This window comes from Paenibacillus sp. FSL R7-0313 (assembly GCF_037969885.1).
GTDB lineage: Bacteria > Bacillota > Bacilli > Paenibacillales > Paenibacillaceae > Paenibacillus.
Genome location: NZ_CP150219.1, coordinates 65306 through 90030, shown reverse-complemented (window position 1 = coordinate 90030; position 24725 = coordinate 65306). Strand labels below are relative to the sequence as shown.

At 47.3% G+C, this 24725-nt stretch carries 20 protein-coding genes and 1 pseudogene; 14 read left to right on the top strand and 7 right to left on the bottom strand.

From position 1 onward, the window contains the following. Window positions 1-120: 120 nt before the first annotated feature. The 3 genes from NSQ38_RS00340 to NSQ38_RS00330 all read left to right on the top strand — a co-directional run bounded on the left by NSQ38_RS00340 (window position 121) and on the right by NSQ38_RS00330 (window position 3339). The gene (locus NSQ38_RS00340) at window positions 121-1689 is read left to right on the top strand and encodes a glycoside hydrolase family 30 beta sandwich domain-containing protein (RefSeq protein ID WP_339790799.1); all 1569 of its coding nucleotides are present in this window, start codon (window positions 121-123) and stop codon (window positions 1687-1689) included. Window positions 1690-1835: 146 nt separating this feature from the next. Next, window positions 1836-2306: an acetyltransferase gene (locus NSQ38_RS00335; RefSeq protein ID WP_339786104.1), complete on the top strand. Its 471-nt coding sequence runs from the start codon at window positions 1836-1838 to the stop codon at window positions 2304-2306. 46 nt (window positions 2307-2352) lie between these two features. After that, complete coding sequence (locus NSQ38_RS00330; protein ID WP_339786102.1) at window positions 2353-3339, top strand: WXG100 family type VII secretion target; 987 nt, start codon at window positions 2353-2355, stop codon at window positions 3337-3339. A gap of 263 nt (window positions 3340-3602) precedes the next feature. Here NSQ38_RS00330 and NSQ38_RS00325 read toward each other — a convergent pair. Beyond that, a pseudogene (locus NSQ38_RS00325) lies at window positions 3603-3753 on the bottom strand (transporter); the annotation flags it as partial. 590 nt (window positions 3754-4343) lie between these two features. On the opposite strand from NSQ38_RS00325, the gene NSQ38_RS00320 reads away from it, so the two are divergent. The 5 genes from NSQ38_RS00320 to NSQ38_RS00300 all read left to right on the top strand — a co-directional run bounded on the left by NSQ38_RS00320 (window position 4344) and on the right by NSQ38_RS00300 (window position 12481). Continuing rightward, window positions 4344-4898 carry a hypothetical protein gene (locus NSQ38_RS00320; protein ID WP_053061450.1) on the top strand — a complete coding sequence of 185 codons (555 nt, stop codon included), beginning with the start codon at window positions 4344-4346 and terminating at the stop codon, window positions 4896-4898. A 30-nt stretch (window positions 4899-4928) separates the two neighbouring features. Then, a complete protein-coding gene (locus NSQ38_RS00315) occupies window positions 4929-5537 on the top strand; it encodes a hypothetical protein (RefSeq protein WP_047841718.1) in 609 nt (202 codons plus the stop codon). Between the two features lie 336 nt (window positions 5538-5873). Then, window positions 5874-7928 carry a hypothetical protein gene (locus tag NSQ38_RS00310; protein WP_339786099.1) on the top strand — a complete coding sequence of 685 codons (2055 nt, stop codon included), beginning with the start codon at window positions 5874-5876 and terminating at the stop codon, window positions 7926-7928. Between the two features lie 17 nt (window positions 7929-7945). Then, window positions 7946-10342, top strand: a complete 2397-nt coding sequence (locus tag NSQ38_RS00305) for a hypothetical protein (RefSeq protein WP_339786097.1) — start codon at window positions 7946-7948, stop codon at window positions 10340-10342. Between the two features lie 24 nt (window positions 10343-10366). Next, on the top strand, window positions 10367-12481 hold the full coding sequence (locus NSQ38_RS00300) for a DNRLRE domain-containing protein (RefSeq protein ID WP_339786096.1): 2115 nt from the start codon (window positions 10367-10369) through the stop codon (window positions 12479-12481). 124 nt (window positions 12482-12605) lie between these two features. Here NSQ38_RS00300 and NSQ38_RS00295 read toward each other — a convergent pair whose 3' ends face one another. The 4 genes from NSQ38_RS00295 to NSQ38_RS00280 form a co-directional block, all read right to left on the bottom strand. Further along, window positions 12606-13394, bottom strand: a complete 789-nt coding sequence (locus tag NSQ38_RS00295; RefSeq protein WP_017690511.1) for a formate/nitrite transporter family protein — start codon at window positions 13392-13394, stop codon at window positions 12606-12608. 75 nt (window positions 13395-13469) lie between these two features. Next, on the bottom strand, window positions 13470-13997 hold the full coding sequence (locus NSQ38_RS00290) for a hypothetical protein (protein WP_339786095.1): 528 nt from the start codon (window positions 13995-13997) through the stop codon (window positions 13470-13472). 27 nt (window positions 13998-14024) lie between these two features. After that, the gene (locus NSQ38_RS00285; protein ID WP_339786093.1) at window positions 14025-14243 is read right to left on the bottom strand and encodes a hypothetical protein; all 219 of its coding nucleotides are present in this window, start codon (window positions 14241-14243) and stop codon (window positions 14025-14027) included. A gap of 393 nt (window positions 14244-14636) precedes the next feature. Next, window positions 14637-15626, bottom strand: a complete 990-nt coding sequence (locus NSQ38_RS00280; RefSeq protein WP_339786091.1) for a zinc-binding dehydrogenase — start codon at window positions 15624-15626, stop codon at window positions 14637-14639. Window positions 15627-15807: 181 nt separating this feature from the next. On the opposite strand from NSQ38_RS00280, the gene NSQ38_RS00275 reads away from it, so the two are divergent. The 4 genes from NSQ38_RS00275 to NSQ38_RS00260 all read left to right on the top strand — a co-directional run bounded on the left by NSQ38_RS00275 (window position 15808) and on the right by NSQ38_RS00260 (window position 19316). After that, a complete protein-coding gene (locus NSQ38_RS00275; protein WP_339786088.1) occupies window positions 15808-16668 on the top strand; it encodes a LysR family transcriptional regulator in 861 nt (286 codons plus the stop codon). A gap of 53 nt (window positions 16669-16721) precedes the next feature. Beyond that, window positions 16722-17822 (top strand): beta-eliminating lyase-related protein, encoded by a 1101-nt coding sequence (locus NSQ38_RS00270; RefSeq protein WP_339786085.1) that lies wholly within the window; start codon window positions 16722-16724, stop codon window positions 17820-17822. Window positions 17823-17935: 113 nt separating this feature from the next. After that, window positions 17936-18406 carry an SMI1/KNR4 family protein gene (locus NSQ38_RS00265; protein WP_339786082.1) on the top strand — a complete coding sequence of 157 codons (471 nt, stop codon included), beginning with the start codon at window positions 17936-17938 and terminating at the stop codon, window positions 18404-18406. Between the two features lie 31 nt (window positions 18407-18437). After that, complete coding sequence (locus NSQ38_RS00260) at window positions 18438-19316, top strand: LysR family transcriptional regulator (RefSeq protein WP_339790797.1); 879 nt, start codon at window positions 18438-18440, stop codon at window positions 19314-19316. Here NSQ38_RS00260 and NSQ38_RS00255 read toward each other — a convergent pair. Together NSQ38_RS00255 and NSQ38_RS00250 are read right to left on the bottom strand one after the other, a co-directional pair. Further along, window positions 19313-20302 carry an aldo/keto reductase family protein gene (locus NSQ38_RS00255; RefSeq protein ID WP_339786079.1) on the bottom strand — a complete coding sequence of 330 codons (990 nt, stop codon included), beginning with the start codon at window positions 20300-20302 and terminating at the stop codon, window positions 19313-19315. The two genes, NSQ38_RS00260 and NSQ38_RS00255, sit on opposite strands and share 4 nt — an antisense overlap. Before the next feature lie 105 nt (window positions 20303-20407). Then, window positions 20408-21442, bottom strand: a complete 1035-nt coding sequence (locus NSQ38_RS00250; protein ID WP_339786076.1) for a PocR ligand-binding domain-containing protein — start codon at window positions 21440-21442, stop codon at window positions 20408-20410. 305 nt (window positions 21443-21747) lie between these two features. Between NSQ38_RS00250 and NSQ38_RS00245 the strand changes: the two genes are divergently transcribed. Together NSQ38_RS00245 and dhaK are read left to right on the top strand one after the other, a co-directional pair. Continuing rightward, window positions 21748-22890 carry a glycerol dehydrogenase gene (locus NSQ38_RS00245; RefSeq protein ID WP_338591140.1) on the top strand — a complete coding sequence of 381 codons (1143 nt, stop codon included), beginning with the start codon at window positions 21748-21750 and terminating at the stop codon, window positions 22888-22890. Further along, the gene (gene dhaK, locus NSQ38_RS00240; protein ID WP_339786074.1) at window positions 22890-24659 is read left to right on the top strand and encodes a dihydroxyacetone kinase subunit DhaK; all 1770 of its coding nucleotides are present in this window, start codon (window positions 22890-22892) and stop codon (window positions 24657-24659) included. Before NSQ38_RS00245 ends, dhaK begins: the two co-directional genes overlap by 1 nt. Window positions 24660-24725 lie beyond the last annotated feature (66 nt).

Here is a 24725-nt window from a genome sequence, read left to right as displayed (position 1 = left end):
GTTCTCCCCGTTGAATTCATCTGTGTCAAATGCAGTTTGTTTTAATTCATATAGATTAGGAAAATGAGTCGTGGCCTAGTGGCCGCGGCTTTTTCCACAATGGAAGGAGAGTGAAGCGTGATGAACATACGCTGGCGAGAGCATCCCAAACGATGGATGATCCTGTTGATCGCAGCTGTTTGTAGTGTTGGTATAGGAATCTGGCTTATCTTCAACCGAGGTGAACACCCCGTACCGCCACCGGTTGCGGACAAGCAGAGAGTGGTCGAAGTCTGGTTAACCACGGGAGATCAGCAAAATCTGCTTACACCACAGAAGCCCATTCCAATTACCGATCACCATGATGCAGACACAAGCTCTTCCGTTTCTTCAACGCAGGAGTCAGACACGTCTTCCTCGGTGTTCACCATACAGATTGACCCGGACAAGACGTATCAGACTATGGATGGATTTGGCGCAGCGATGACAGGTTCATCGGCACATCTGATCAACGAGCTTCCAGAGGAACAACAAGAGCAACTGCTGAAGGAACTGTTTACGACGGAAGGGCTGAACATGGATATGGTGCGTCATACGATTGGTGCTTCCGATTATTCGGTAGATGAATCAGGTGCGGCTTCAAGTCATACCTATGATGATATCGAGTCCGGCACGGACTATGAGATGGAACACTTTTCGATCGAAATGGATCAGGAAGTCGTGAATATGCTGGAGCGTGTAGCTGGTTTGAAACCGGATCTTAACGTACTGGGCACACCGTGGACGGCCCCTGCCTGGATGAAGTATGGGGAGAAGACCACGAACGGTTGGTATCTGGATTACAACGATCCTCAGGTGTACGAAGCGTACGCAAGATATTTTGTGAAATATATCAAAGCTTATCAGACAAAGGGCATTCCCATCTACGGGATCACGTTGCAAAATGAACCGGAGTTCACCTCGGATAAATATCCGAGTATGAGTATGGGAGCTGAAGAACAAGCGATGTTCATTCGGGATTATCTCGGCCCGGCGCTACAGGATGCAGAACTGGACACGCGAATCATCGCGTATGATCATAACTGGGATCATGCGGTTGAATATACCGGTAAGGTGCTTGATGATGAGCAGGCTGCTGCCTATATCGATGGATCTGCTTTTCACTGTTATGCAGGTGATCCATCTGCCATGTCGGAAGTGCATGAGCGCTTCCCAGACAAAAACATCTATTTTACCGAATGTAGTGGTGGGGAGTGGAGTCCTGATTTTGGCGAGAATCTGAGCTGGCAGATGTCCAATCTCATCATTGGTGCACCTCGCAACTGGGCGAAAAATGTACTGCTCTGGAACATCGCACTCGATCCGCAAGGTGGACCCACGAACGGTGGCTGTGAGAACTGTCGTGGGGTTGTGACGATTGACCCGGAGCGTGATGAAATCACTAGAAATGTCGAGTATTATGCGTTAGGCCACATCAGCCGTTATGTACGTCCGGGAGCCGTAAGAGTTGCTTCTACGCAAGAACAGGGCCAGCTCGAGAACGTAACCTTCCGCAATCCGGATGGAACGATGGTGCTAGTTGCAGCTAACACGGGCGAGGCAGAAGTTTCCTTTGGTGTAGTCATAGATGGAGATTTATTTCGATATATACTGCCATCCCAATCGGCAGCAACCTTCCGTTGGAAGCCAAAAACGGAGGTAGAACGTTGACTCAAGATTGGAAATTATGGGTACAGATTGAATGATGGACATGGTAAAATAAACGTAGAGTTATTTCAAATTTGATGTATTAAACAAGTCCGATCCCAGGATCGGGCTTTTACATAACTTTTACTTTTTATAGAAAGGAGCTTACGTTGGACATGTTAGTCGTTGCATATCGGGAACAGGATCATGACAAGTTGGTTGGAATCTGGGAGAGTGCTGTGCGGGCAACCCATACGTTTTTGGAAGAGCATCACATTCAGTTCTATAAACAAGTGGTGAGTGATGTGTTGCAACAAAGGCAAGTCGAGGTTTGGGAAGCGCTGAATACGGAGCAACAACCCGTGGGTTTTATTGGTCTGGATGATAACTTTATCGAGATGTTATTTGTAGATCCGAGCCAACACGGACAGGGTCTGGGACGTCTGCTAATAAACCATACCTTCAAAATCAAAGGCCGTCACCTCAAGGTGGATGTTAATGAGCAGAATACTGGGGCAGCCCGATTCTATGAAAAGATGGGATTTGTACAGACAGGACGATCCGAAATGGATAGTTCCGGTAATCCGTTCCCGCTGTTGCATCTGGAGATCAAACAGGAACAGGCCGAGAGATTGTCGTAATGGATAGACCACGTGATATAAATGACCAGGATGAGGAGTGTGCAGGATGACACAGATCAAGGTGACACCGGAACAACTGGAGACGGTCAGTGGGCAGTTCGCTCAGGCACATCAGCAATTATCGGGCTTCATGTCCACATTGGACGGCAAGATGAGTGTCATGCGGAGCAACTGGGATGGCATGGAACGGGAACGCTTCTATAACGATTATTCAACCGCTCAAGGCACGATGAAATCTGTTCTGGAACTGGTTCTGTCCATTCAATCGGAGCTTAAGAAGATTGCCGAGCGTTTCCGCACGACAGATGAAGAGGCGGTGAGCCAGGCAATTATGACGGCGCTGACCGCAGCGCGGGCGCTATCAACCATGGGCAAAAATAAAGGCGATGATCTGAACAAAACGCCAGGTCCACCAAAGAACATGGATGAATGGGCTGAGAAGGATGCTGAGAAATACCAGAACTATGAGGAAATGCTGAAGAAAGCCAAAGAGATGGGGGACGAAGAACTGGCGCAGCAGATTCAGGCCAGCATGAACATCATTCGGCTTCAGTATGAAGATGTAATCTATCAGACTGACCCCAATACGGGCAAGACGGTGAAAATTACCGAGGATTCCATCGTAGGTACGTATCAGGTGAAAAGCGACAAGGGCGAAACGACCACCATCAGTCTGGATAAACAGGGCAATGTGGTGGACTATACCAAAGATACGGAAAAGTATAAGTATTCGGAGCAAACGCACACCACCAGTCAAGGCGAGCATCTCTTTGGCAAAGCAGCACAAACGGCTACAGCCTACGGGATTGGTCTGCTGCTCACAAGCAAGACGGGCTCTGCCTTCACGGAACATGCGACAGGACTAGGTTCATCCTTCGTCGCGGACAAATTCCTGTTCTCCGTGCCGGAGGAAGGCGAGACACGTACGATGATCTACCGTACCAATAAGGAAACGGGCAAAATGGAAAATATGATCGTGGTCACGCGTGGCGACAACGATATTGAATATACGCCGTGGCGGGATTACTTCTAAGCCACGGATGGGGTCGGCAAGCGGGCAACACAGGGCTACCTGATTGCGGCCTGCTTGCCGACCCACCGCATGGAGCCATGTGGTTGTGTATCACATGGCTATGCGTGTGGAGGGCAGGCGGCTTATCCGTGAGCCTGCCTATAGAAAAACACCCCGGCGACCTTCTCCCTGAGATGGGAAGGTTGCCGGGGTGTTTTGTGTTTTCCTTACCGATTAGCCACGGTCGAAGGACGGGCCGGAAGGGAGTCTTTTTTTGCCAGAGATTAATGTGTCTCTCCATCCAGAAACGGTTTGTTCACCGCATAATACATAAAGCCCATCAGCAGCACACCACCTACCAGATTACCGAGCGTCACAGGAACCAGGTTATGGATCCCCCCCTTCAAACGAGATGGTTCCCAAGTGGTTCAGTACACTGGACAAGTCTATGTATCAAGTAGCTGAGGACTTGCAGCAGACAAAGATTATTCTTGCTGAGGGCATGTTCTACAGCGGTGATATGATGCGGACAGGTCAGCGACAGACTTGATGAACTGAACAACGTGGATCAGCTTAATAAGGTAGGACTGCCTGGCGGGGATAGAGCGGTCTGATCCGGACAATAACGCGTTCATCATTCTATACGGATGGTTGATGCAGTTTACAAGAGTATAGTAGACACTTGCCTTACAACTGCGGCGACTGGATTCATTTACGCGACGGAGGACAGATCTACATTCCTGAAAATGCGAGAAATACCAGAGTTAAGTTCGCCCGAAAGCAGGTACGACAAATTATTTTCCGTTGCTGTCCTCTGCTAGTGTTAAAAACACTCCGTAACTCCTTATATTGAGAGGTAGTTTAGTAGGTGTTTCTATGTTCAGAAAGGTGATCACGTTGAGAAGGACATCCATAGCACCTGTGATCATTGTGACTACTTCCGAGTGAATGTTATCTCAATTGGATTTGAGGTGGACTGGTGGACAGTCCAAGTGGTCAACAAACAAATATAAGGAGTGATTGTAATGGCTGACGTTAAAGTGCCAGTGCCATTGGCATCGTGGTACAAGCCGACCAACGGTGATGAAGATCAGCTTACCCGTTGGGATATTGGCGTTGTAGATGCTTCCCAAGCATCTGAGATTGACACTTTCTTGATCTTTAACAACCGTAAGGGTCTCGAAGATGTACCGGACATGCAGAATGCGGCAATCATGACGAAAGACTCGAATGGCGGAAATACCGGAGAATTGGTAGAAGGTCAGTGGATCGAAGTCAGAGTTGACGAGATAGATACTGGATTCAACAAAATTGGGTGGGACTCCATCGAAAACGTTGCAGTTTCTCGGCCAATTAAGACCACCGGTAGCACGACAAATGTGGACGGTACGTTTACACCTAATGTCGGTTCACACACAACAACGAGCGGTGAAGTCAGCTTGCTCGGAGTCAAGAATGACGGAGATCTAATCAACGCCAAAGGTAACTACGTCAAAGTGCAACTCCTCTGCCGAATTCCAGGTAATGCTTCGGCTGGTCTAATTAATTTTCGTACTCGGATAACTTACCAGTACGTGTAAGAAAACATCCAATGCAATGGAGGTTACCCTATGCTGACAAAAATTAATCCATACTCTTTTGTGGATCAAGACTATATTTGGATGGGTGAGTATTCCGATGGTACTCACCTTTCTGAGTACCACTATCAAACGAAAAAACGAGGAGATTTCAACACGATTAGAAAGGAGTCGCTCATTCGCTTCGGTCTTATCGGAAACGGCATGAGACTTTATCACGAAGTGCTTGGCGGTTTCTTCCATCTAAGAGGTCAGATTTACGAGATTGTCTACAAGGTAGGCGATAAAGAATACTACCTGACAGGTCAAAGCCAGCTTTATAACGATATCATTACGTACAAGGATGCGGAAGCGTGGGCGAATTTTAATCAGCGAGATAATACGAATTTCCCAAGCAGGGTTACTGCTTTCAACACTGGATACAAAAAGAGCCTTAAAATTGATGGGATCAACTTCAACTTTAAGGCCATTATTAGTGTCCCGTGCAACAACGTACCAATTAATTTGACGGTAAGGATTGTAGCCGACACGGATCTTGACGGTAGGTTGGTGATTAAGCGTAACGGAACGCAGGTCGCTGAGTTCGATGCTCCCCTGAGAAAGGGTATGGGAGGGCAAGTCATGTGGTATGTGAGGTGGTAACGAATGGCTATTTACTCAGGTAAGTCTACACTCCACGACTACTTGGTGGGGGAAGACATCCCAAATGGTACTCATGTACTTGAAGTCAATGGCGTGAATATAGACATTGAGATGTGCAACTACTTGGATGACTTTGAAGTAGATACTCAGGGGGTCGAAAACATCGTACCCGTGCTAACCAGCAACACTGCCAACGTAAACTTCAAGGCATCTGCAAGTTCAGAATATACCGTATCCCCTGGCTACCTAGCATGGAGAGCATTCGTTAACGGTGTTAATGGGACACTCTGTTGGGCTACCGCGCAGTTCAATACTACGGGCTGGCTTCAAATGACCATGGTTACAGCTAGACGTGTGTCTCTCTACTATCTGTGTGGGCAGACAGGTAGACCCCTGGGTAGTCCTAAAAACTGGACATTTGAAGCATCTGACGATGGGGAGAAATGGACTGTGATAGACACCCGTGAACATGTTACAGGTTGGGTGGACAATACTTGGAAGGGTTTCGCTGTACCTGTTCAAAATATCGGGCTGTATAAAATGTATAGGCTCAATGTGACAGCCAACAACGGGGATACCAATTTCCTGACCATTGGTGCTATGCAACTGATTGACTCATTTGGAGATGAGACCCTTGACTCTAAAATGCTCGTGCTTAAGTTCCATAAAAACCTAACGGTCAATACTGGCGCTACCCTCATACCGAGGGTTAGAAAGAAGGGCATGACCGTTTACGTAGGAGGCAAGCTAACCAACAAAGGGACGATAAGTATGACGGCCAAGGGAGCTATAGCAACCGGACAGAACGTCTACCTTTATCAGAACAATGACGGGTCATTTGAGTACGTTCCAGCTATGGGGGCTGTCGGCGGTACGAGCGTTACAGGTGGAGCACAATCGGTTACTAACGCTGGCCGGACAGGTGTAGCGGGCACGGCAAGAAGAACCGGCGGTGGGGGATCTGGTGGTGGAGGAATGTCAAACCCACATACAGGTACTTTCATTACAGGCAGGGGCGGTACTGGAACATCCTATTCCGGTGGAGCAGGTGGCGGTGGAGCATGGTGTTACAGTGGCAACGCTTGGGCAGGAGCGGGTTCAGACATAGGCGGTGCTGGCGGTAACGCTGCATCAACCTACGGAACTTCTCGTCCTGTTGGTGGCGGAGCAGGTAACGGAGGAGGCACAGCTCTCGGCGGTTTAGTAGGTGGAGCAGGGACGGGAGGTCTCCTAATCATCTACGCAACTATTTTTGATAATACAGGCACCGTTTCTTCTATAGGATCGGTCGGAGGTGCTGGCGGTAACGGGGGCGGTGGTTCGTCAGGAGGTGGCTCGATCAACGTCTTCTACACAACCCTGGTTAACAGGGGAACCACAAATGCTAACGGGGGAGCAGGGGCTACTGCTGGTAGTACAGGTGGAGCAGGGGCGATTACCTTCTCTCTCATGGAGAATACAACAAGATTTGATGGTGGTCTGGACGTAACATCTACACACACTAATGACGTACTTCTTTCAGGAATCATTAATGACACCATGGGACTGGATGTACAGTACCGAATCACTGTAAACGATGACCAAGTATTTCCTCAAAGTGGATTTACGGACTTAGCCCCAAGAGATCTGCCTGTTAGGTATGACATAGCGAATAGCTTACTCCGTTATGGGACGAATACGGTCAGATTGTTTGTAAGAAACAGCAACGGCAAAGTGTCAGTGTACGTGTACACTGTCGCTCTAGAAAGCGTGGAGCCAAGTATTACAGCTTCAATGATAGGGATGCGACTGGATGTTGTTGTCGAAGATCCTGAGATGGATAGAGTTAGAATCCAAGTGATTCTAAATGGGGTTAGCATCTATCCTGAGCATGAAGGGTACACCGAACTTACTGAATCCCCACTAGTATACGGCAGAACGCTGTACAGTAACGAGGTTGTAATTGGTGCGGATAATACGGTTGAGGTCCTTGCTATGGATTCGTATGGGGCACAGACGAGTGTTACTCTGCCATTTACAGGCTCCTACTCAGGAGTTATGTTCTCGGATGAAAATGGAGTCTTCTATTCGGATGACCTTGGCAATGTACTTAGCTACCTAAACATCGGATGGCTGGCCTTCGGAGAGACGTCGGCAGTACATGCAATAAATGTCATTAACCGGACGGGAACCGTGCTGGGGGGATTCGCTCTCACGTCGAATATGGACGAACTACCCGCTGATGCAGCAATCGAGTTCTCCCTAAGCAATGAACCATTTACACCTTCCACGTCCATCTCTTACTCAGAAGCCTTGTCTCAAGAAGACGTTGTAACGTTCTACGTCAGGATGATTGCAGGAGAAGGAGAAGATACGGGCGTTGGGGAGTTTGAAATAGCAGTTGACTATTAAAGGAAGGTGGCAGTGTAATGGACATCTCTGGAAATTTTGTGTACGACGATAACTACTGGAAGCGGTGGGTATCGGCTATTGAGGGGAATATAATCACTCTCGTCGCTGCGACTGGTGAAGTAGCTATCCATCCTAACACTTGGGCATTAATACATGTCCGTTATGGAGCGGTTACGGAAGCGGGTCTTTACGATTTGGTGTACATCACAGACGTAGAGGATGACACGAAGTTGACGTTGCTTCGTCCTCCAGTCTCTGTGCAGAGTGGGCACATTTTGAATGCCACCTCCGTATCCATTCATGCATGTATTAGTGACAAACAGGTTAATATCACCAAGGGTAGTATTCTTACAAGTAATAATCTTGTCGGGGGGGCTGCCGGAGGAATTATCCCCATTATTTGCGAAGAACTCAATCTTGATGGCGTTATCAACGTAACGGGGAAAGGTTATCGGGGGGGAGCGGCAGCCACTGCTTTATCTCAGGTCGGTATGCGTGGCGAGTATTACGCAGGAGGATGGAACTCCCGAAGCACAGCGCAGCAAGGTAATGGCGGAGGTGGAGGTAGGAACAACTACAATGACGGATACATCGTAGGTACACCTGGCGGAGGTGGCGCGAATGCTACCGCTGGTGGTGCAGGAACTACTGGCGGTGCCGGCGGTACAGCTTACCCAAGCCTGAGCGCGTATCGTGCTCCTTTTGGTGGCGGTGGCGGTGCAGGTGGATCTGACAATGGCCGTAGCAGTTCCGGCAAAGGAGGGAACGGTGGTGGTGTCATTGTTATCCTTACTAAGCAACTGAACGTGGGAGCTGATGGTAAACTCATCGCCAACGGAGAAGACGGTATCACAGCATTGAGTGAGTCGGGAGCAGGGGCTGGAGGTGCGGGCGGGACTATAGTGGTCATCAAGGAGAGCGGCGACACCCCATCAATGGAAGTCACTGGTGGAGTTAGAGCATCGAATATTGGATACCCAGGGAAAATTTATTACTCTGGTGCTGGTGGATCTGGTAAGAGTTATATTGTTCGGTTACGTGACGTTGCAGGAATCACAGGGAGCAGTCTGTACCTTGACGGCTTGACCATCTCTCCTACGACTATTAGCGGGGAGGACATCACGATCACCGGAGATATTCCAGATAACTCCCCAATTCGGTACAAGGTCCTTCTTAACAGCGTCGATGTAGACTGGTCGGCATACCGTAATCCTTCCACTTTAAATGAGACCATCTTCTACGATGCTGAGAAGTACCAGGTTGGCAATGGGAACATCGTAGAGGTATTCGCGGAGTCAGTGGATGGGAGGACAGGTTATTTGTTCTCCCCGATCAATGTAATCAACGACCTTCCCACCATTGAGATCCAAGAACAAGGTCTCCAAGTCAGAGTTATCCTCAATGACCGTGATAAGGTAAAGTACCGAGTGTCAGTAAATGGAGTACAGGAATACCCGTATGTGGGGATTGTTCCGCAGGATATTATCATAGAAAACGATAGTGTTGAAGGTTTTTCTTTAGTAAATTCTTGGACTAGAACCTCAGGGTGGGCGGAAGGACAATCACCTTTCAGTGGCGCATCCTTCCATTACGCTGCCAAAGACACCGGAGCCAGTGCGACATATGTCCCTGAGATCCCAGTGTTCGGTCAATACAAAGTGTACATGATGTGGCCAAGTCATTATAATCGCGCTACGAATACTCCTCTTGATATTAGCTCTGTGGGCGGCAAGGAGACGTTGGCCGTTAACCAGCAGGTGAACGGGGGGGTGTGGCACCTACTAGGAACTTATACATTTGGCGTAGGAACAGCAGGAAGCGTAACGATTCGTTCAGATGGCGCTAATGGCTACGTTATAGCTGATGCGATCAGATTCGAGTATGTCCCTCCATTCGCAGAAATGAAGGAGACTCCAATCGTATGGGAGAAGCAGTACTTGAGCACTCAGGTAAATATTGACGCGGATAATGTTGTAGAGGTAACAGCCATCGACTCCTATGGTGATCAAAGTGTCAGATCGTTTACATTTGTAGGAAAGTATGCGGGACTCATGTTTTCGGATGTCAATGGAGAATATTACTCCGATGACTTTGGAGATGTGCTTAGGTACTTGGACGTAGGTGTCCTGATTGTTGGTCAGATTTCGCAGACATATCCTATACGGCTTACTAACAAGACATCTAATGCACTAACGAATCTGCTCCTGACACCGAACAACAAAACTCTGCCGGAGGGGGTGAATCTGGAGATAAGCAAGATAGAAGATCCCTTCACTCCACAGGATTCACTCTTTTACACTGAGATGCTGAATTACGATGAAGCTGTGCCGTTTTTTACTCGAATCGTAACGGCTCATACAGCACGAACCGGATACGGGGAGTTCGACATCTTTGTTAAGGGTGATCCGGCATGATAATCTTGATTCCAATACAATGGAATGGTCGTGGTATCAATGGCAAGGAATAGAATGAAGGGTAAGGTCGTCCTCAATGTACGTAAAAATGATGACCTTGATTCAAGCGTATTCCCACGAATATACAACGAGTTGCTCTCCAGCGTTTCAGTCCGAACTTATAACAAAATGACCGGACAGGTACTCGTTATCGGGAACACGAATGATGACATGCCTTCACTAGTACAACCTCGAATATACAACGAGTTGCTCTCCAGTGTTTCAGTCCGAACTTATAACAAAATGACCGGACAGGTACTCGTTATCGGGAACACGAATGATGACATGCCTTCACTAGTACAACCTCGAATCCACAATGAGTTGCTATCCTCTGTGAAGGTTAGAGCTCATAACAAGATGTCAGGTCTCTTGGAAATCGTAGAACCTCCTTCAATTACGGTAAGATTATCACCGATTGAGGATACATACGCCAGGCAGGACATGCCTAAGCTGAACTACGGATATGATCACGATACGTTCGTAGGCGTGAGATCAAACGGCCAGCTATATCGGACCTTCATGAGGTACGACATTAGTTCGATTCCGAAGGATAAGAAGATCAAGAGCGTGACGTTGAAGCTGCACCTTCTCAACTCGCTACCTGCTATTCCGATAGCCATGTATGATGTGGCTAAGGGGGAAAAGTGGAACGAGTATGGACTGACATGGGATAACCAACCAGCAGTGGGTGATCTCATTAAGACTTATGACGGAGGGACATATGCAGGTGAAACGGATGTGGATCTCCTGTCCTATGTGACCGAATGGTATGAAGGCAAGCGTCAACATAACGGCTTTTCTTTAAGAGCACTCAGCGAAGCAATGCCTGGACGTTTCAAGCAGTATGGAACCCGCGAGAGCGACCTAACACCAGTGCTGGAAATTACATACTTCGATCCAACGGTGTACAGCTACAACCGAAGTGAACTGCGAAGCAGTGTATACGTTGTCGGTTTGAAACACTACGACCTCGTGTCCTCAGTAGTCGTTGCAGGATATGTAGGGGAGTGCTATCTTAACGCCAGCGTAACTGTCAGAGATCCGAAGACTCCAGTTAGGCATGAGATGCCTTCATCGGTGGCCGTCAAAAGGGACTACCTTCCGTCGTCAGTATTCGTCATGGAGGTTGGGGAGAAGGAGATCCATGCTTCCGTATCCGCTCGTGTTGGAGACGGAGATGATCTCGTTTCATCCGTCATTGTGAATAGACTTTATACTGATGGCGAATTATACGTTAAGCCTCATGAGGACCTGGACTCTACTGTAGTTGTCAAAGGGGAGAATGAGGACGACTTATACGGAGCGGTCATCGTCAATGCCTCTAAGCGAGAAGGTATTGTTTACATAAGGCCATACAGCGACCTCGGTGCCACTGTAACAATTCGTCCAGAAGAGTACGATGAATTATCTGGCTCAGTCATTGTATGCGTCCCTGAGAGAGAAGGATCGGTCTATGTAAGGTCGTACACTGACTTGGATGGTAGTGTTACTTCACGGATTTTGGGCAATGACTGGTTGTCTTCAAGCGTCTTCGTAAACTCAGAGATCATTAACTCAGTAGTCATTGTTAGACAGTCCGATGTGGTAGACATGCTGTCATCCGTTTTTCCACGTTTATTAGACAAAACAGATTTGGATAGTAGTGTTACTACAAGGGTTCCGAAGGATAGTGATCTTCCCTCATCCGTGGCCATCAGAAATGAACAATTCTATGACTTAGATGGATCGGTTATCCCGCGTGTATTGACTGCTTCGGATATCCCATCCAACGTAGAAGTTGAAATCGCGTCTAACTTGCCATCCGGCGTAACCGTTCGTGCATGGCTGGATTCGGATATCCCTTCTTCCGTTGGGGTCAGGTACGGCGGAGAACACGAGATCAAAAGTTCCGTCTTCGTTAGGGCATTAGGCTACCGGGACATAGACTGCTTAGTGACTGTTAGAGTTCAGAAAGATACAGACATTGATGCGGCAGTACAGGTACGTGGAGAACATCTAAAGGACCTACCTTCCATCGTCAAACCAAGGGTGGCAGGAGCTGAGGATCTCTCTTGTACTGTAGATGTGTCAGGTGATGTAGGGTATGCCTTTATTATGTGACACCAAGAGCCTATCCTTTATTGGATAGGCTCTTGGTGTCACTAATTGTAAAAGTAAAATAGGATATTATTTAATGTAAAATTGACGGGGGACAGGCTGGAAGGGACTCTTTTTTTGCCAGAGATTAATGTGTCTCTTCATCCAGAAACGGTTTGTTTACCGCATAATACATAAAGCCCATCAGCAGCACACCACCCACCAGATTACCCAAGGTCACGGGAACCAGGTTGTGAAGCACACCTTCAAATGAGATCGTTCCCGGATGGTTCAGCACAAGTGCAATCGCGAATGTACACATATTGGCGATGCTGTGCTCGTATCCCGAGATGAAGAAGCAGAACACAAAGAGCATCATGGCGAACATTTTGGCTCCATTCTCCTTCATGAACATCGGGACAAAGAACGCCATACATACAAGCCAGTTACACAGAATTCCCCGGAAAAAGAGCTGCATGGTCGGAACTTCCATCTTATGCTCCACCACGCTTAGCAGAAAACCGTTCACCTGGGACGAGTCGAACAATCCCGTCAGATAGATTAACAGGGCAAACACAGCTGCGCCCATCAGGTTACCGCTATAACTCGCAATCCACAGCTTGATCACTTCGAACCAGCGCAGTTTCTTGCGCAGCGCCGCATACGTGTAATAAAACGTATTGCCCGTGAACAGGTCACCCCCGCCATAGGCGATCAGAATGATGGCCGCCCCAAACGTAATTGCCGCCATAGGATAGGTAAATGGGGACTGCTCCATATAAAAGAAGTTACCTGTCTTAAACGCCACGATGACGCCGAATCCGATAAACATACTGGCCAGCATGGAGCGTGCGAGGTACCTAATTAAGCTTTGTTTGTAAATCTTGTGTTTCTTCAAAGCTAGTTGTTCCACGTTGCGTAAAGCTTCCGTTTCCATAATTCTCCTCCAATAGCATGGTGTCTTGCTTACCATTATAACGAAATTATGGAAATTGGGGAGGGTAAACTTGGTTTATTGATTATTACTTCCTTGTTTCGAATGTAGTACCCGTATTGCAGAAGAGCCAAAATCAGGATCGGATTGAAGTGATTCTAACGCGGATGTTGCACCATTAACTTGTTGATGTGCAACAAGAATAGCAAAGGCTGCTCCTTTGACTAAGATGTAGGCATTTCCCTCCAGAACTTCCTGAGCCAATTGGATCTCGGCTTCTGTGATGGGCAATAGAGCGAGAGTTTGCAAGACGTAATTCTGTACATCCTCATCTTCTTCTGAGTCACGAACAAGTTGCGCGGCAGCATGAAGGATTTCACCCAGAAGAGCAGAGGAGCCTGCCATGCCTAAAGCTCGCCATGCTTCGATACGGATGAGATCTTCTTCATGTGTATCCATGCCAATAGCGAGAACTTGCTGAGTCAGGTGATCATCGGTTAGTTCGATTAGATCACGAAGTGCTTGTAGTTTTTCTTCTCCGCGAATTTCGTTAATATCAGGGTGTTCATTGTTGTTATTATGATTTAAATCAGACATGTCAGACATATCCTATTGTTCACCTCCTGAAGAATATTAAGATTGGGGTGGAAGCAGGATGGGACGGGCAGCCAAGGCTTCTTCCACAATCTGTTCAGGCGTCAGGTCTCGATCATCCCAGAAAATCAAATTGCTGATCTCCGCATGTGGAACCTGCTGCTGTAGCTCCGTTAACATGTCATCCAACTCGGCTTCCGTTCCTTCGGCATCCATCAGTTTGCGAACCAATTCTACCAAATGTAATCGATTGTCCATATCGATACCTCCTGAATGATTCATAGTGTGAACCAACTAGTCTTTCATGGGCTGATTCAATGGATCATACGTGATGAGCACCGGAAAAAATTTGGGCTCAAGCATCAGACTAATGAGCTGTTCGTCTTGATCAGTAAAAGAAATGAAATAGTTCCCGAAATGAGACTCGTAGATGAAGTCTTGGAATTGAAAGGATTGTTCGGGATACTTTATCTTCACATATAACGTAGTAACTCCTCGGGCTAAGGTCTCTTTTAACATAGGAATTTGGGCCACAATGATAGTAGCAATAAGAACAATTAGTATACGTTTAGCGAGACGGGTCAGATGGATTCACCCCATTATCGTAAATCAATTTTCACCAATTCATGAAGGCCCATCTCAAAATAGATGTCACTCCATAAGGATAGCCAGATTACCAAACTGCTCGCCTTTTTCCATACGTTCGAATGCTTTCACTACGTCTTGCAACGGATATACGCTATCGATTACAGGATGTATGTCATGTTGCTCTACGTATTGCAGCATCTGGATAAACTCCTCACGGCTGCCCATAGAGGTGCCGATCAGACTGATCTGCGGGAAGAAGATAGAGCGAATGGGTACGGTCAGATCATCCCCGGAACTTGCACCATACATCACGATACGTCCACCTGGTCTGATTATATCAAAATATTTTGGGAACATGGCTTGTCCGATGCTATCCAAGATGATGTCCACAGGTTCCAGATCGTTCTGCAAACGCCAATCGGCATGACTATCCAATGCATGGGTAGCACCCAAGCGCAGTGCCTCATTTCTTTTGGCTTCACTTCTGGAGGTGACGGTCACTTTGGCACCAGCCGCTACTGCCATGAGCAGGGCGTAAGTTGCTACACCACCGCCAATGCCGGGAATGAGCGCATGTTCACCTTGCTTTAATGCGCCGCGAGTGAATAAGGCGCGATAGGCCGTCAGCGCTGAAAGGGGCAGCACGCCTGCTTCCTCCCAGGATAGATGGGCTGGCTTAGGCAGGGCATTTTCAGCAGGCAACGTTATATATTGAGCGAGTGTTCCATCCGTAGGGCCACCAACAATATCGGGTACAGTTGGCACTTCAGATGCATGTTCCCAACCGAGTGTAGGATGGATAATGACTTTATCTCCTATCGCGAACCCTCTTACGCTTTCGCCAATCGCTACGATAATACCTGCTCCATCGGAACCGGGAATAAGCGGGATGTCCTGGGTTTCGCGTTCTGCCATGATGAATAGATCCCGATGGTTGATTCCAGCGGATTTTAATTGAATCTGCACTTCCCCGGCTTTTGGTGCCCGAGAGATTGAATCTGTATATTGAAGACCTGCAAGGCCGCTCTGGCCCGAATGGATAATAGCTTTCATGTTCAATATTCCTCCTGTCTGTGTAGCCAGAATTCACTACTGAGCCTCATTGTACAGACGGGGCAGATTCACGTAAAATGAACAAAAATGATTGTCAGTATCATTGAAAATAATAGATAAGCACTTTGCATGAATCGGATGATGCAGAATGCCGATATAACGACGAGCAGGTGATCAGGGTATGGATGCAGGTGATTTGAAAATATTTCAGGCGGTTGCCCGCGAAGGTAGTATCAGTAAAGCTGCGCTCTCACTTAATTATGTGCAGTCCAATGTAACAACACGGATTAAACAGTTGGAGACTCAACTGCAAGTACCGCTATTTCATCGTTCCAATCGGGGGATGTCGCTTACACCAGCAGGCGAGAACCTGCTTGGGTATGCGGATAGAATATTGGAATTATTATATGAAGCAGAGCAAGCCACGCAAGTGGGTAACCCACCAGCTGGCATGCTTCGTCTAGGTGCCATAGAGACAGCAGCTTCCACTTTTCTGACGCCGCTCTTGGCTGAATATACTTCATGCTACCCGGAAGTACAACATTCGCTTGTCACGGGTGGAACCCATGAACTGAACCAGAAGGTCATCCAACATGAATTGCATGGAGCCTTAATATATGGCCCGATTGATCATTCTGAGCTGAACTATATGAAGATGTATGACGAGGAATTGGTATTGATCGCTGAACCTGGAGTACATGAGATGTACACGTTATTGTCCAGGCCGATGTTGTTTTTTGAGATCGGATGCACACATCGCGATCAGGCGGAATTCTTTTTGAAAGATCAGGGTATCCACACGCTTAACATCATGGAATATGGAACACTGGACACGATTCTGAATGGTGTATCTGCCGGGCTCGGTGTATCATTGCTGCCACGTTCTTCGGTTACAAAAGCAGAATCAAGAGGTGAGATCGCGGTGATGTCTTTGCCTGATCCTTATTGTCGGTTGGAAGTAGGATTTGTGTATTCCCGTGGTGAACATATATCTAGTGCGCTGAGTGCTTTGGTACAGATCATTACAGAACCAGAACTATAAGAGGTTGTTCAAAATTCCGTTTATGAACATGCACTATAAAGGAGTGAGTGATCTTGAAAGAAACTCAGTTAACGTTGGCTGATGCATTTAATCAGGCAGACTTTATTGTAGGCGGTCACGGCAGTCGCCAAGTGAAGGTGCTTCAGAACGTACTGGAGCAGATTGATGGGGAGTTGTTTAGTGACCACTATGGCAACGGGTCCATCATCGAAGAATTTCAGCAACAGATGGCTGACGTTCTTGGCAAGGAATCGGCGGTGTTTTTCCCAAGTGGAACGATGGCGCAGCAGATTGCATTACGGATCTGGTGTGACCGCAAAGGGATAAAGCGAGTAGCTTACCACCCTCTGTGTCATCTGGAAATCCATGAGGAAGACGGATTGAAAGAGTTACACCAGATTGAATCGATTTTGCTGGCGGACAAGGATCGTTTGATTCGTTTGCAAGATGTACAAGCGCTTGACCAGGACATTGCCTGCCTGCTGTTGGAACTGCCGCAACGCGAGATTGGTGGGCAATTGCCAGCATATGAAGAACTGGAAGCGATCTCGGCCTATTGCCGTGAACGCGGGATTAAGCTGCATCTGGACGGGGCGCGTCTGTTTGAAATTACTCCCTATTACCAGAAGACTCCTGCGGAGATTTGCAGTCTGTTTGATACAGTGTACGTGTCCTTTTACAAAGGCATCGGGGGCATTGCGGGGGCCATATTGGCGGGAGATCCGGATGTGATGCAAGAATCAAAAGTATGGAAACGTCGGCACGGCGGAGATCTGATCGGCCTGTATCCGTATATTCTGAGTTCCCAGTATTATTTCAATGAACGGATTGGCAAAATGGAGTTGTATTACGAGCAGGCTCAAGAACTCGCCTCCCTACTGAATGCGTGTCACGGGATACAAACCTTGCCCGAGGTACCAGTATCAAATATGTTCCATGTACACTTTGCGCTCGCTGCCGCCGAAGTTGAACCGATACTTGTGCAAATGGCTCAGCAGTATGGCATAGGAATGACTTCATATCTGAACAAAACGAGTGGGAACAGCTGTGCCTTTGAATTGTCTACGGGTGATCGTTATGAGAAAATTCCCCAGGATAAACTGCGTGCAGCACTGGAATGGCTGGATCAAGCGTTGCGTAAACAAGTGAGATAAGAAGTTGATTTTAGTGTTCGACTCTTTTTTGGGTAAGGTATTGCGCTTCAAGCAGAACTATTGAAATCACAACGGCTGATCAGTGGGGAAAAGTATCTTAAGGGGGAGTTCAAGTGACGTCGATAGAATTGGAACCGATTCGTGATCTTTTGGTGAAAGCCTACGATACAACAATGGGAGAAGGATGTACTCCTGAGACGCAACAGAGCATTGAGGATTTTGAGCAAAAGCATAATGTGAGACTGCCCGGAGCGTATCGTGCACTTTTGCTTGACTTCGGTGCATGTAACTTTGGCGATCCTGCCTTGTATTCGGTGAAAGAACTGAGCTGGGCTTATCCTGAATTTCTGGAAGTGTACCGTGAATATGAGGAAGAATATGAGTTGCCAGCTGACCTTCAACCTTTCCCGATTGGTGGATTTGGTGAAGGAAGTATGGCTATACTGGATCAAAGTTCAGGCAAGGTGCTGATGTTGATACACGATGCAGGGGAAACTCCTCTGCGGGAAATTGCTGTGGACTTTAATGAATTGATGACGATGCTGGCTGAGTCGGCAATCTGGGTTCAGGAACAGATGAATTAACAGGGTAGACGGAAGGATGCGCAATCGGCTTATGGATATTCGGAAGTTAAGATACTTTATCACCGTGGCAGAAGAACTTCATTTCCACCGTGCAGCGGAGAAATTAAATATGACGCAACCACCGCTGAGCCAGCAGATTCAGAATTTAGAGGAAGAGCTTGGCGTAAAGTTATTGGAACGTACGAGGAAAATGGTTCGTCTCACCCCGGCAGGTGCCGTATTTCTGGAACAGGCAAGACTGATCATGGCCCAACTCGAACGATCCATTCAGCTTACACAAAAGGCAGATCAGGGCATCATCGGGCATATATCCGTAGCTTTCGTGGATTCGGCTTCGGGGAGCATTATGGTAGATGTGCTCAGGAAATTTCGTGCTGCGTATCCGCAGATTGAATTGACGCTGCGTGAGATGACTTCATCCCAACAATTGCAGGCACTGGAAGACGGACAGATCCATATTGGATTTTTGCGATATCAGGAAGATACCCGCCATGTCTCGTTCCGCCCCTGCCAGATGGAAACGTTGATTGCCGTATTGCCAGATCATCACCCGTTGGCTTCTCAGACTCAAGTTTCAATTCGAGAACTGGCGGATGAAGATTTCATTTTATTCCCACGGCATCTGGGTTCTCCGTTCCATCGTCTCGTTCTGGATTATTGCAGGGAGCATGGCGTAGATCCTCGAATTACACAGGAAGCGATCCAAATGTATACGATTGTGAATCTCGTTGCGGCGGGCATGGGCATTTCTATTGTTCCTTCTTCGGTGGATGTGTTCCAGCGGAAGGGTGTAGTCTTTCTTCCATTAGAAGAAAATCCGCCCTCCGTACCGTTGTACACGGCATGGCGGACGGATATGAATCAGGAAGTGGTTTCCCGCTTTATGAGCATTGTTAATGAATGTGTTTAACCCGTCTTGGTTGGATCACGCTCAATCCATGGATTCAATATTTCGTCGATACGAGTCATGATGGCAGAGTCCAGTTTCACACCGGAGGCTTTTACATTTTCCAATACCTGCTCGGGCCGGGATGCACCGATAATGACGGAACTGACATACTTATGCTGAAGAACCCACGCCACAGCGAGTTGGGGGAGCGTTAGACCAATCTCTTTAGCGAGTGGAACAAGCTGTTGCACAGCGGTAAGAACATCTTCACGTAACCACTGTCCAGCCAATTTATTGAAAAAGGGTGCTCCTGCCTCAGCAGCTGCACGTGATTCGGTGGGCAAGGCTTCGTTAGGCGCATATTTGCCCGATAGTATACCCTGAGCCAGAGGAGACCATGTAATCTGTCCAAGTCCTGCTTGGTCGCTTGCAGGCACCACTTCTTGCTCAATCACACGCCACAACATCGAATATTGGGGCTGACTTGCAATGAAGGGTATATGAAGTTCCTTCGCCAAAGCGGCTGCTCGTGCAATCTGATCTGCGTTCCATTCACTTACGCCAATGTAATGAACTTTGCCCTGACGTACCAGATCGGAGAATGCCAGAAACGTCTCTTCCAGCGGAGTGTTGTAATCATAACGGTGAGCGTAATAGACATCGATATAATTCGTCTGTAGCCGCCGTAATGAACCATTGCAGGCTTCCATGATGTGTTTACGTGAAAGTCCACGGTCATTATGACCTGTGCCGGTTGGGTGACAGACTTTGGTGCACAGTTCAATACTTTCTCTTCTTACATCCTTAAGAGCCTGTCCCAGTACGGTTTCTGCCTTGGTATTGGAGTACACGTCTGCGGTATCAAATGTAGTAATGCCTGCCTCCAATGCAGCCTGAACACAAGCTTCTGCTATACCATCCTCGACTTGCGCTCCATGCGTAATCCAGTTGCCGAGTGAAATCTCACTGACGGTTAATCCACTGTTTCCTAATTTGCGATATTCCATTCATGTCGCCTCCCTAAGTCATCTGGACTCCATTGTAGCAATGGTAGATTAATAGGTGAAATATCTTTTAACCTCATCTTTGATACGAAAAAAGTATCAGTGGACCTACATTTTCTCCTGGATGTATTTGCGATAGAGAGCGGGCGTAATTTCCTCGAACTTTTTGAATATTTTGATAAAATATCCCGATTCATTAAATCCCAGCTCATCACTGATCTGTGAGACAGGCATGTCGGTGACCTCTAGCAATTGTTTAGCCCACTTAATCTTGAGTTTTGCCAAGTAGGTTGTGAAGTTCTCACCGGTTTCCTTGGCAAACAGTCTGCTGAAATAACTCGGACTCAGGTGGCATAGATCGGCCATTTGTTTGAGTGAAACTTGTTCGCTTTTGTGACTGTGAATGTACTCAAAAGCAGGCTGGAGCACCGGGCTGGAGCTTTCCGCATCACTTGGGCTGTTCTTCAGATAAGCATCCGCAATGGCATTGGTCATCTCTTTTTTGATTGACTCGATATTGCGAATGGAGTACCCGGGCAGAATGGTGGAGAGGTTTAGAGACTCCTGATTGCCTGAAGCTTTCTCAAACATTTCAACTAACAGATTTTTGTTAAGCGCTTCTTCCACAATGTAGTTGCAGAGTAGGGATAACATGTTGGAGATTTTCACAATCTCTTCATAGGTCATTACAGGCAGCTGGGCGTAATCATCTTTTAATTCCTCCAGCTTGGCTGCATGCATGGGTACGTTTTTGGACGTGACAATTTGCTCCAATTCGCTACCCTTTTCCGGATCGGCGAGTTTCACTTGTCCTGCCATGACGGCGCCGATATATTTGCCATCAATCGTGATCGGAATCGCGATATCAATAATATTGAAATGGCATAGATATACATAAGGCTCATTCAACCGAACGGCTTCCAGACCACCGCGTGAATCACATTTTTGACAATAGGGGAGAAGCTCAGGGTCTTTACGCACATTCTGGCAGAAGGCCTGACAGCTGCTGTGACTGGTTACGGGAATGCCTTTATAATCAACGGTGAGGATCGCCAGTTTGGTTACTGTTGCGAGAGAATCTTGTAGACGCTTCCATTTATTAAGGTCGAGAATTTTGTTGATATGCAGATATTCTTTGATCATTGGTGCAACCTCCATAGGCTAACCTGAATCATAATTTAGGCCGTTAAAAGTTAGCAAGTTGTACATATTAAGATGTAATGATGACGGGTAATGTATAATGGGAGGTCAAAATTCAACCATCTCATGACAATAAGATACCATGATTGTGCCAAAAAGCAAAAAATTACGATTGTAAATTATAATAATTTGTTATCAAAGTCCACTGTAAACCTGCTGCTCATGCGTTATATTAAGGTCAATTGTAAGAAATTAAAATTTGATGTAATCACTACACTATTTCATATCCTTAGGAGGTATATATTATTATGAGAAAAGCATTTATCAGCCCAACCAAATATGTACAAGGCGAAGACGAGTTGTTGAACCTGGGGTATTTTGTTAAATCCTTCGGAGAATCTGCCTTGTTAATCGCACATCCGGATGATGTTCAGCGTGTCAAAGCAAAGCTGGATGCAACAGCGGAGAAATTCAATATTACGTTTGTTGAAAGCGGTTTTAAAGGGGAATGTTCCCGCGAGGAAGTTGCCCGTCTGCAAGCAATCGCGAAGGAAAAAGGATGTGACTCTACCATCGGTCTTGGTGGCGGTAAAGCGATCGATGCTGCCAAATGTGTAGCTGAAGGTGAAGCACTAATCATCTGCCCAACGATTGCGGCAACAGACGCACCGACAAGTCACTCCGCTGTATTGTACACACCAGAAGGTGCTTTTGATGACTATGCTTATTTCAAACAAAGCCCAAGTGTGGTTCTCGTTGATACAACGGTAATTGCGAATGCACCAACACGCTTCCTGGTATCCGGTATGGGAGATGCGCTCTCTACATACTTCGAAGCAAGAGCAACAGCGAAATCTTATTCCCGTGTAAACGCAAGTCTGCCAATGGGTTCCCGCGAAGGATATACCCCATCTGCAGTAGGTACCAATGCGGCACTCGCATTGGCAAAATTGTGTTATGAAATGCTGCTGACTGACGGTGCAAAAGCAAAAGTAGCCAGTGACAGCAACGTTGTGACTCAAGCGCTGGAAAACATCGTTGAGACCAACATTCTGTTGTCTGGTCTTGGATTTGAAAGTGGCGGTCTGGCCGCAGCACATGCGATTCACAACGGCTTGACTGTTCTGGAAGGCACACATCACTTCTTCCACGGAGAAAAAGTATCTTTCGGTACGATTGCACAACTCGTTCTTGAAAATGCACCTACTGAAGAGCTGCACGAAGTCATGGACTTCTGTCTCGAAGTGGGACTGCCGATCAGTTTGGCGGATATCGGTGTAGACACGATTAGTCAGGAAGAGTTGTTGAAAGTTGCAGAGATCGCTTGTATTCCGGAAGAATCCATTCACGCCATGCCGTTCCCAATCACCGTTCCTGAAGTGGCTGCTGCCATTGCAGCGGCTGACCGCATGGGCCGTGAGTACAAAGCAGCTCGCCGGGAGGTAAAATAATGAAAAAAATTATTAACCAGGCCGAACATGTTGTTATGGAAATGTGTAACGGTATTGCCCTTGCACACCCGGAGCTGGAATTTCTGAAAAAATATAAAGTCATCAAACGCAGAGAGATTCAGGCCGATAAAGTCAGCCTAATCAGTGGCGGCGGCAGTGGACATGAACCGGCTCACGCTGGTTATGTCGGTAAAGGCATGCTGGATGCAGCGGTATGTGGAGATGTATTCGCATCTCCATCCCAAATCCAGGTGTATCAAGCGATTAAAGCAACAGCCAGCAACAAGGGTACACTTCTGATCATCAAGAACTACAGCGGCGACATGATGAACTTCAAAAATGCAGCACATCTGGCTGAAGAAGATGGCATCGACGTACAGTATGTGCGTGTTGAGGATGACATCGCTGTACAAGACAGTTTGTATACCGTTGGACGTCGCGGCGTTGCCGGAACTGTACTGGTTCACAAGATTGCCGGAGCAGCAGCAGAAGAAGGCCGCAGTCTGGCAGATGTGAAATCCGTTGCCGAGAAAGCAGCTCAGAACGTGCGCAGTATTGGTTTTGGATTCACATCCTGTACCGTACCCGCCAAAGGCACGCCTACATTCGAAATTGCTGAAGATGAGATGGAATTCGGTGTAGGGATTCATGGTGAGCCAGGGATTCGCCGGGAGAAAATCGTATCGGCTGATGAATTGGCAGGACGTATGGTCGAAGCATTGCTCGCAGATATGAAGTTGGATAAGGATGCATCCGCTGAGATTGCGGTGCTCGTGAATGGTTTTGGTGCAACGCCACTCCAAGAACTGTACCTGCTCAACAATTCCGTTCAGCGTGAGCTTGCTGGACATGCAGGTCTGAAGGTTGCTACTACGTTTGTAGGCAACTACATGACAAGTATCGATATGGCGGGAGCATCGGTTACGATCCTGAAACTGGATGAGGAACTAAAAACGCTGTTGTTCAAGGAAAGTGATACACCTGCATTTAAAGTGTCTGGCCCTCCAGTAGCACAAGTGGCGTATTCCGAAGCACTGGAAGCTGTTGTGGGTGAAGACGCTCCCGTATCTTATGAAGTGGAGACGGATGCATCAGCTGCGGTAATCGAAGGCAATCAATTTTCACTGGACAATGTCGTCTATCTGATCGATAAAATGGGTGAGATCATCATCAAGAACGAGGTACCGTTCTGTGAACTGGATTCCCATGCCGGTGATGGCGATTTCGGTATGAGTGTGGCAAAAGGCTTCCGCCAGTTGAAACGTGAATGGAATCACATCATTAACGAAGATAAAAAAGACATCGGATCATTTCTGGATGCATGTTCCTTGGTCATCATGGAATATTGTGGCGGCGCATCCGGCCCGATCTGGGGTTCGGCATTCCGTGCGGCTGGCAAAGCAGTAGGGGATAAACAGCAATTAAACGTTGCTGAATTTGCTGAGATGATGCATGCAGCTGTACAAGGGATTCAGTCTACTGGAGAGCGTTCCTTCGGACGTGGTGCCGTTGTAGGCGACAAGACCTTGATTGATGCACTCGTTCCATGTGCTGATTCCTGGACACAAAGTGCGGAGTCTGGCGATGACTTCAAAACAGCATTTGCCAAAGGTGCAGCAGCAGCCGTTGAAGGTGCGAAGAAAACCGAAGACATCGTGGCACGTATGGGACGCGCGGGTACCGTCGGCGATCGTAGTCTGGGCTACCCGGATGCTGGCGCGTATGCGCTTGGTGTTATTTTCACAGAGTTGTCCGAGTCCATGAAGTAAAGTTGTCGGCAAACTCGTAACTGTAAAATTATGTTTTCTCTACAAAATGCAGTATCACATAGTGAT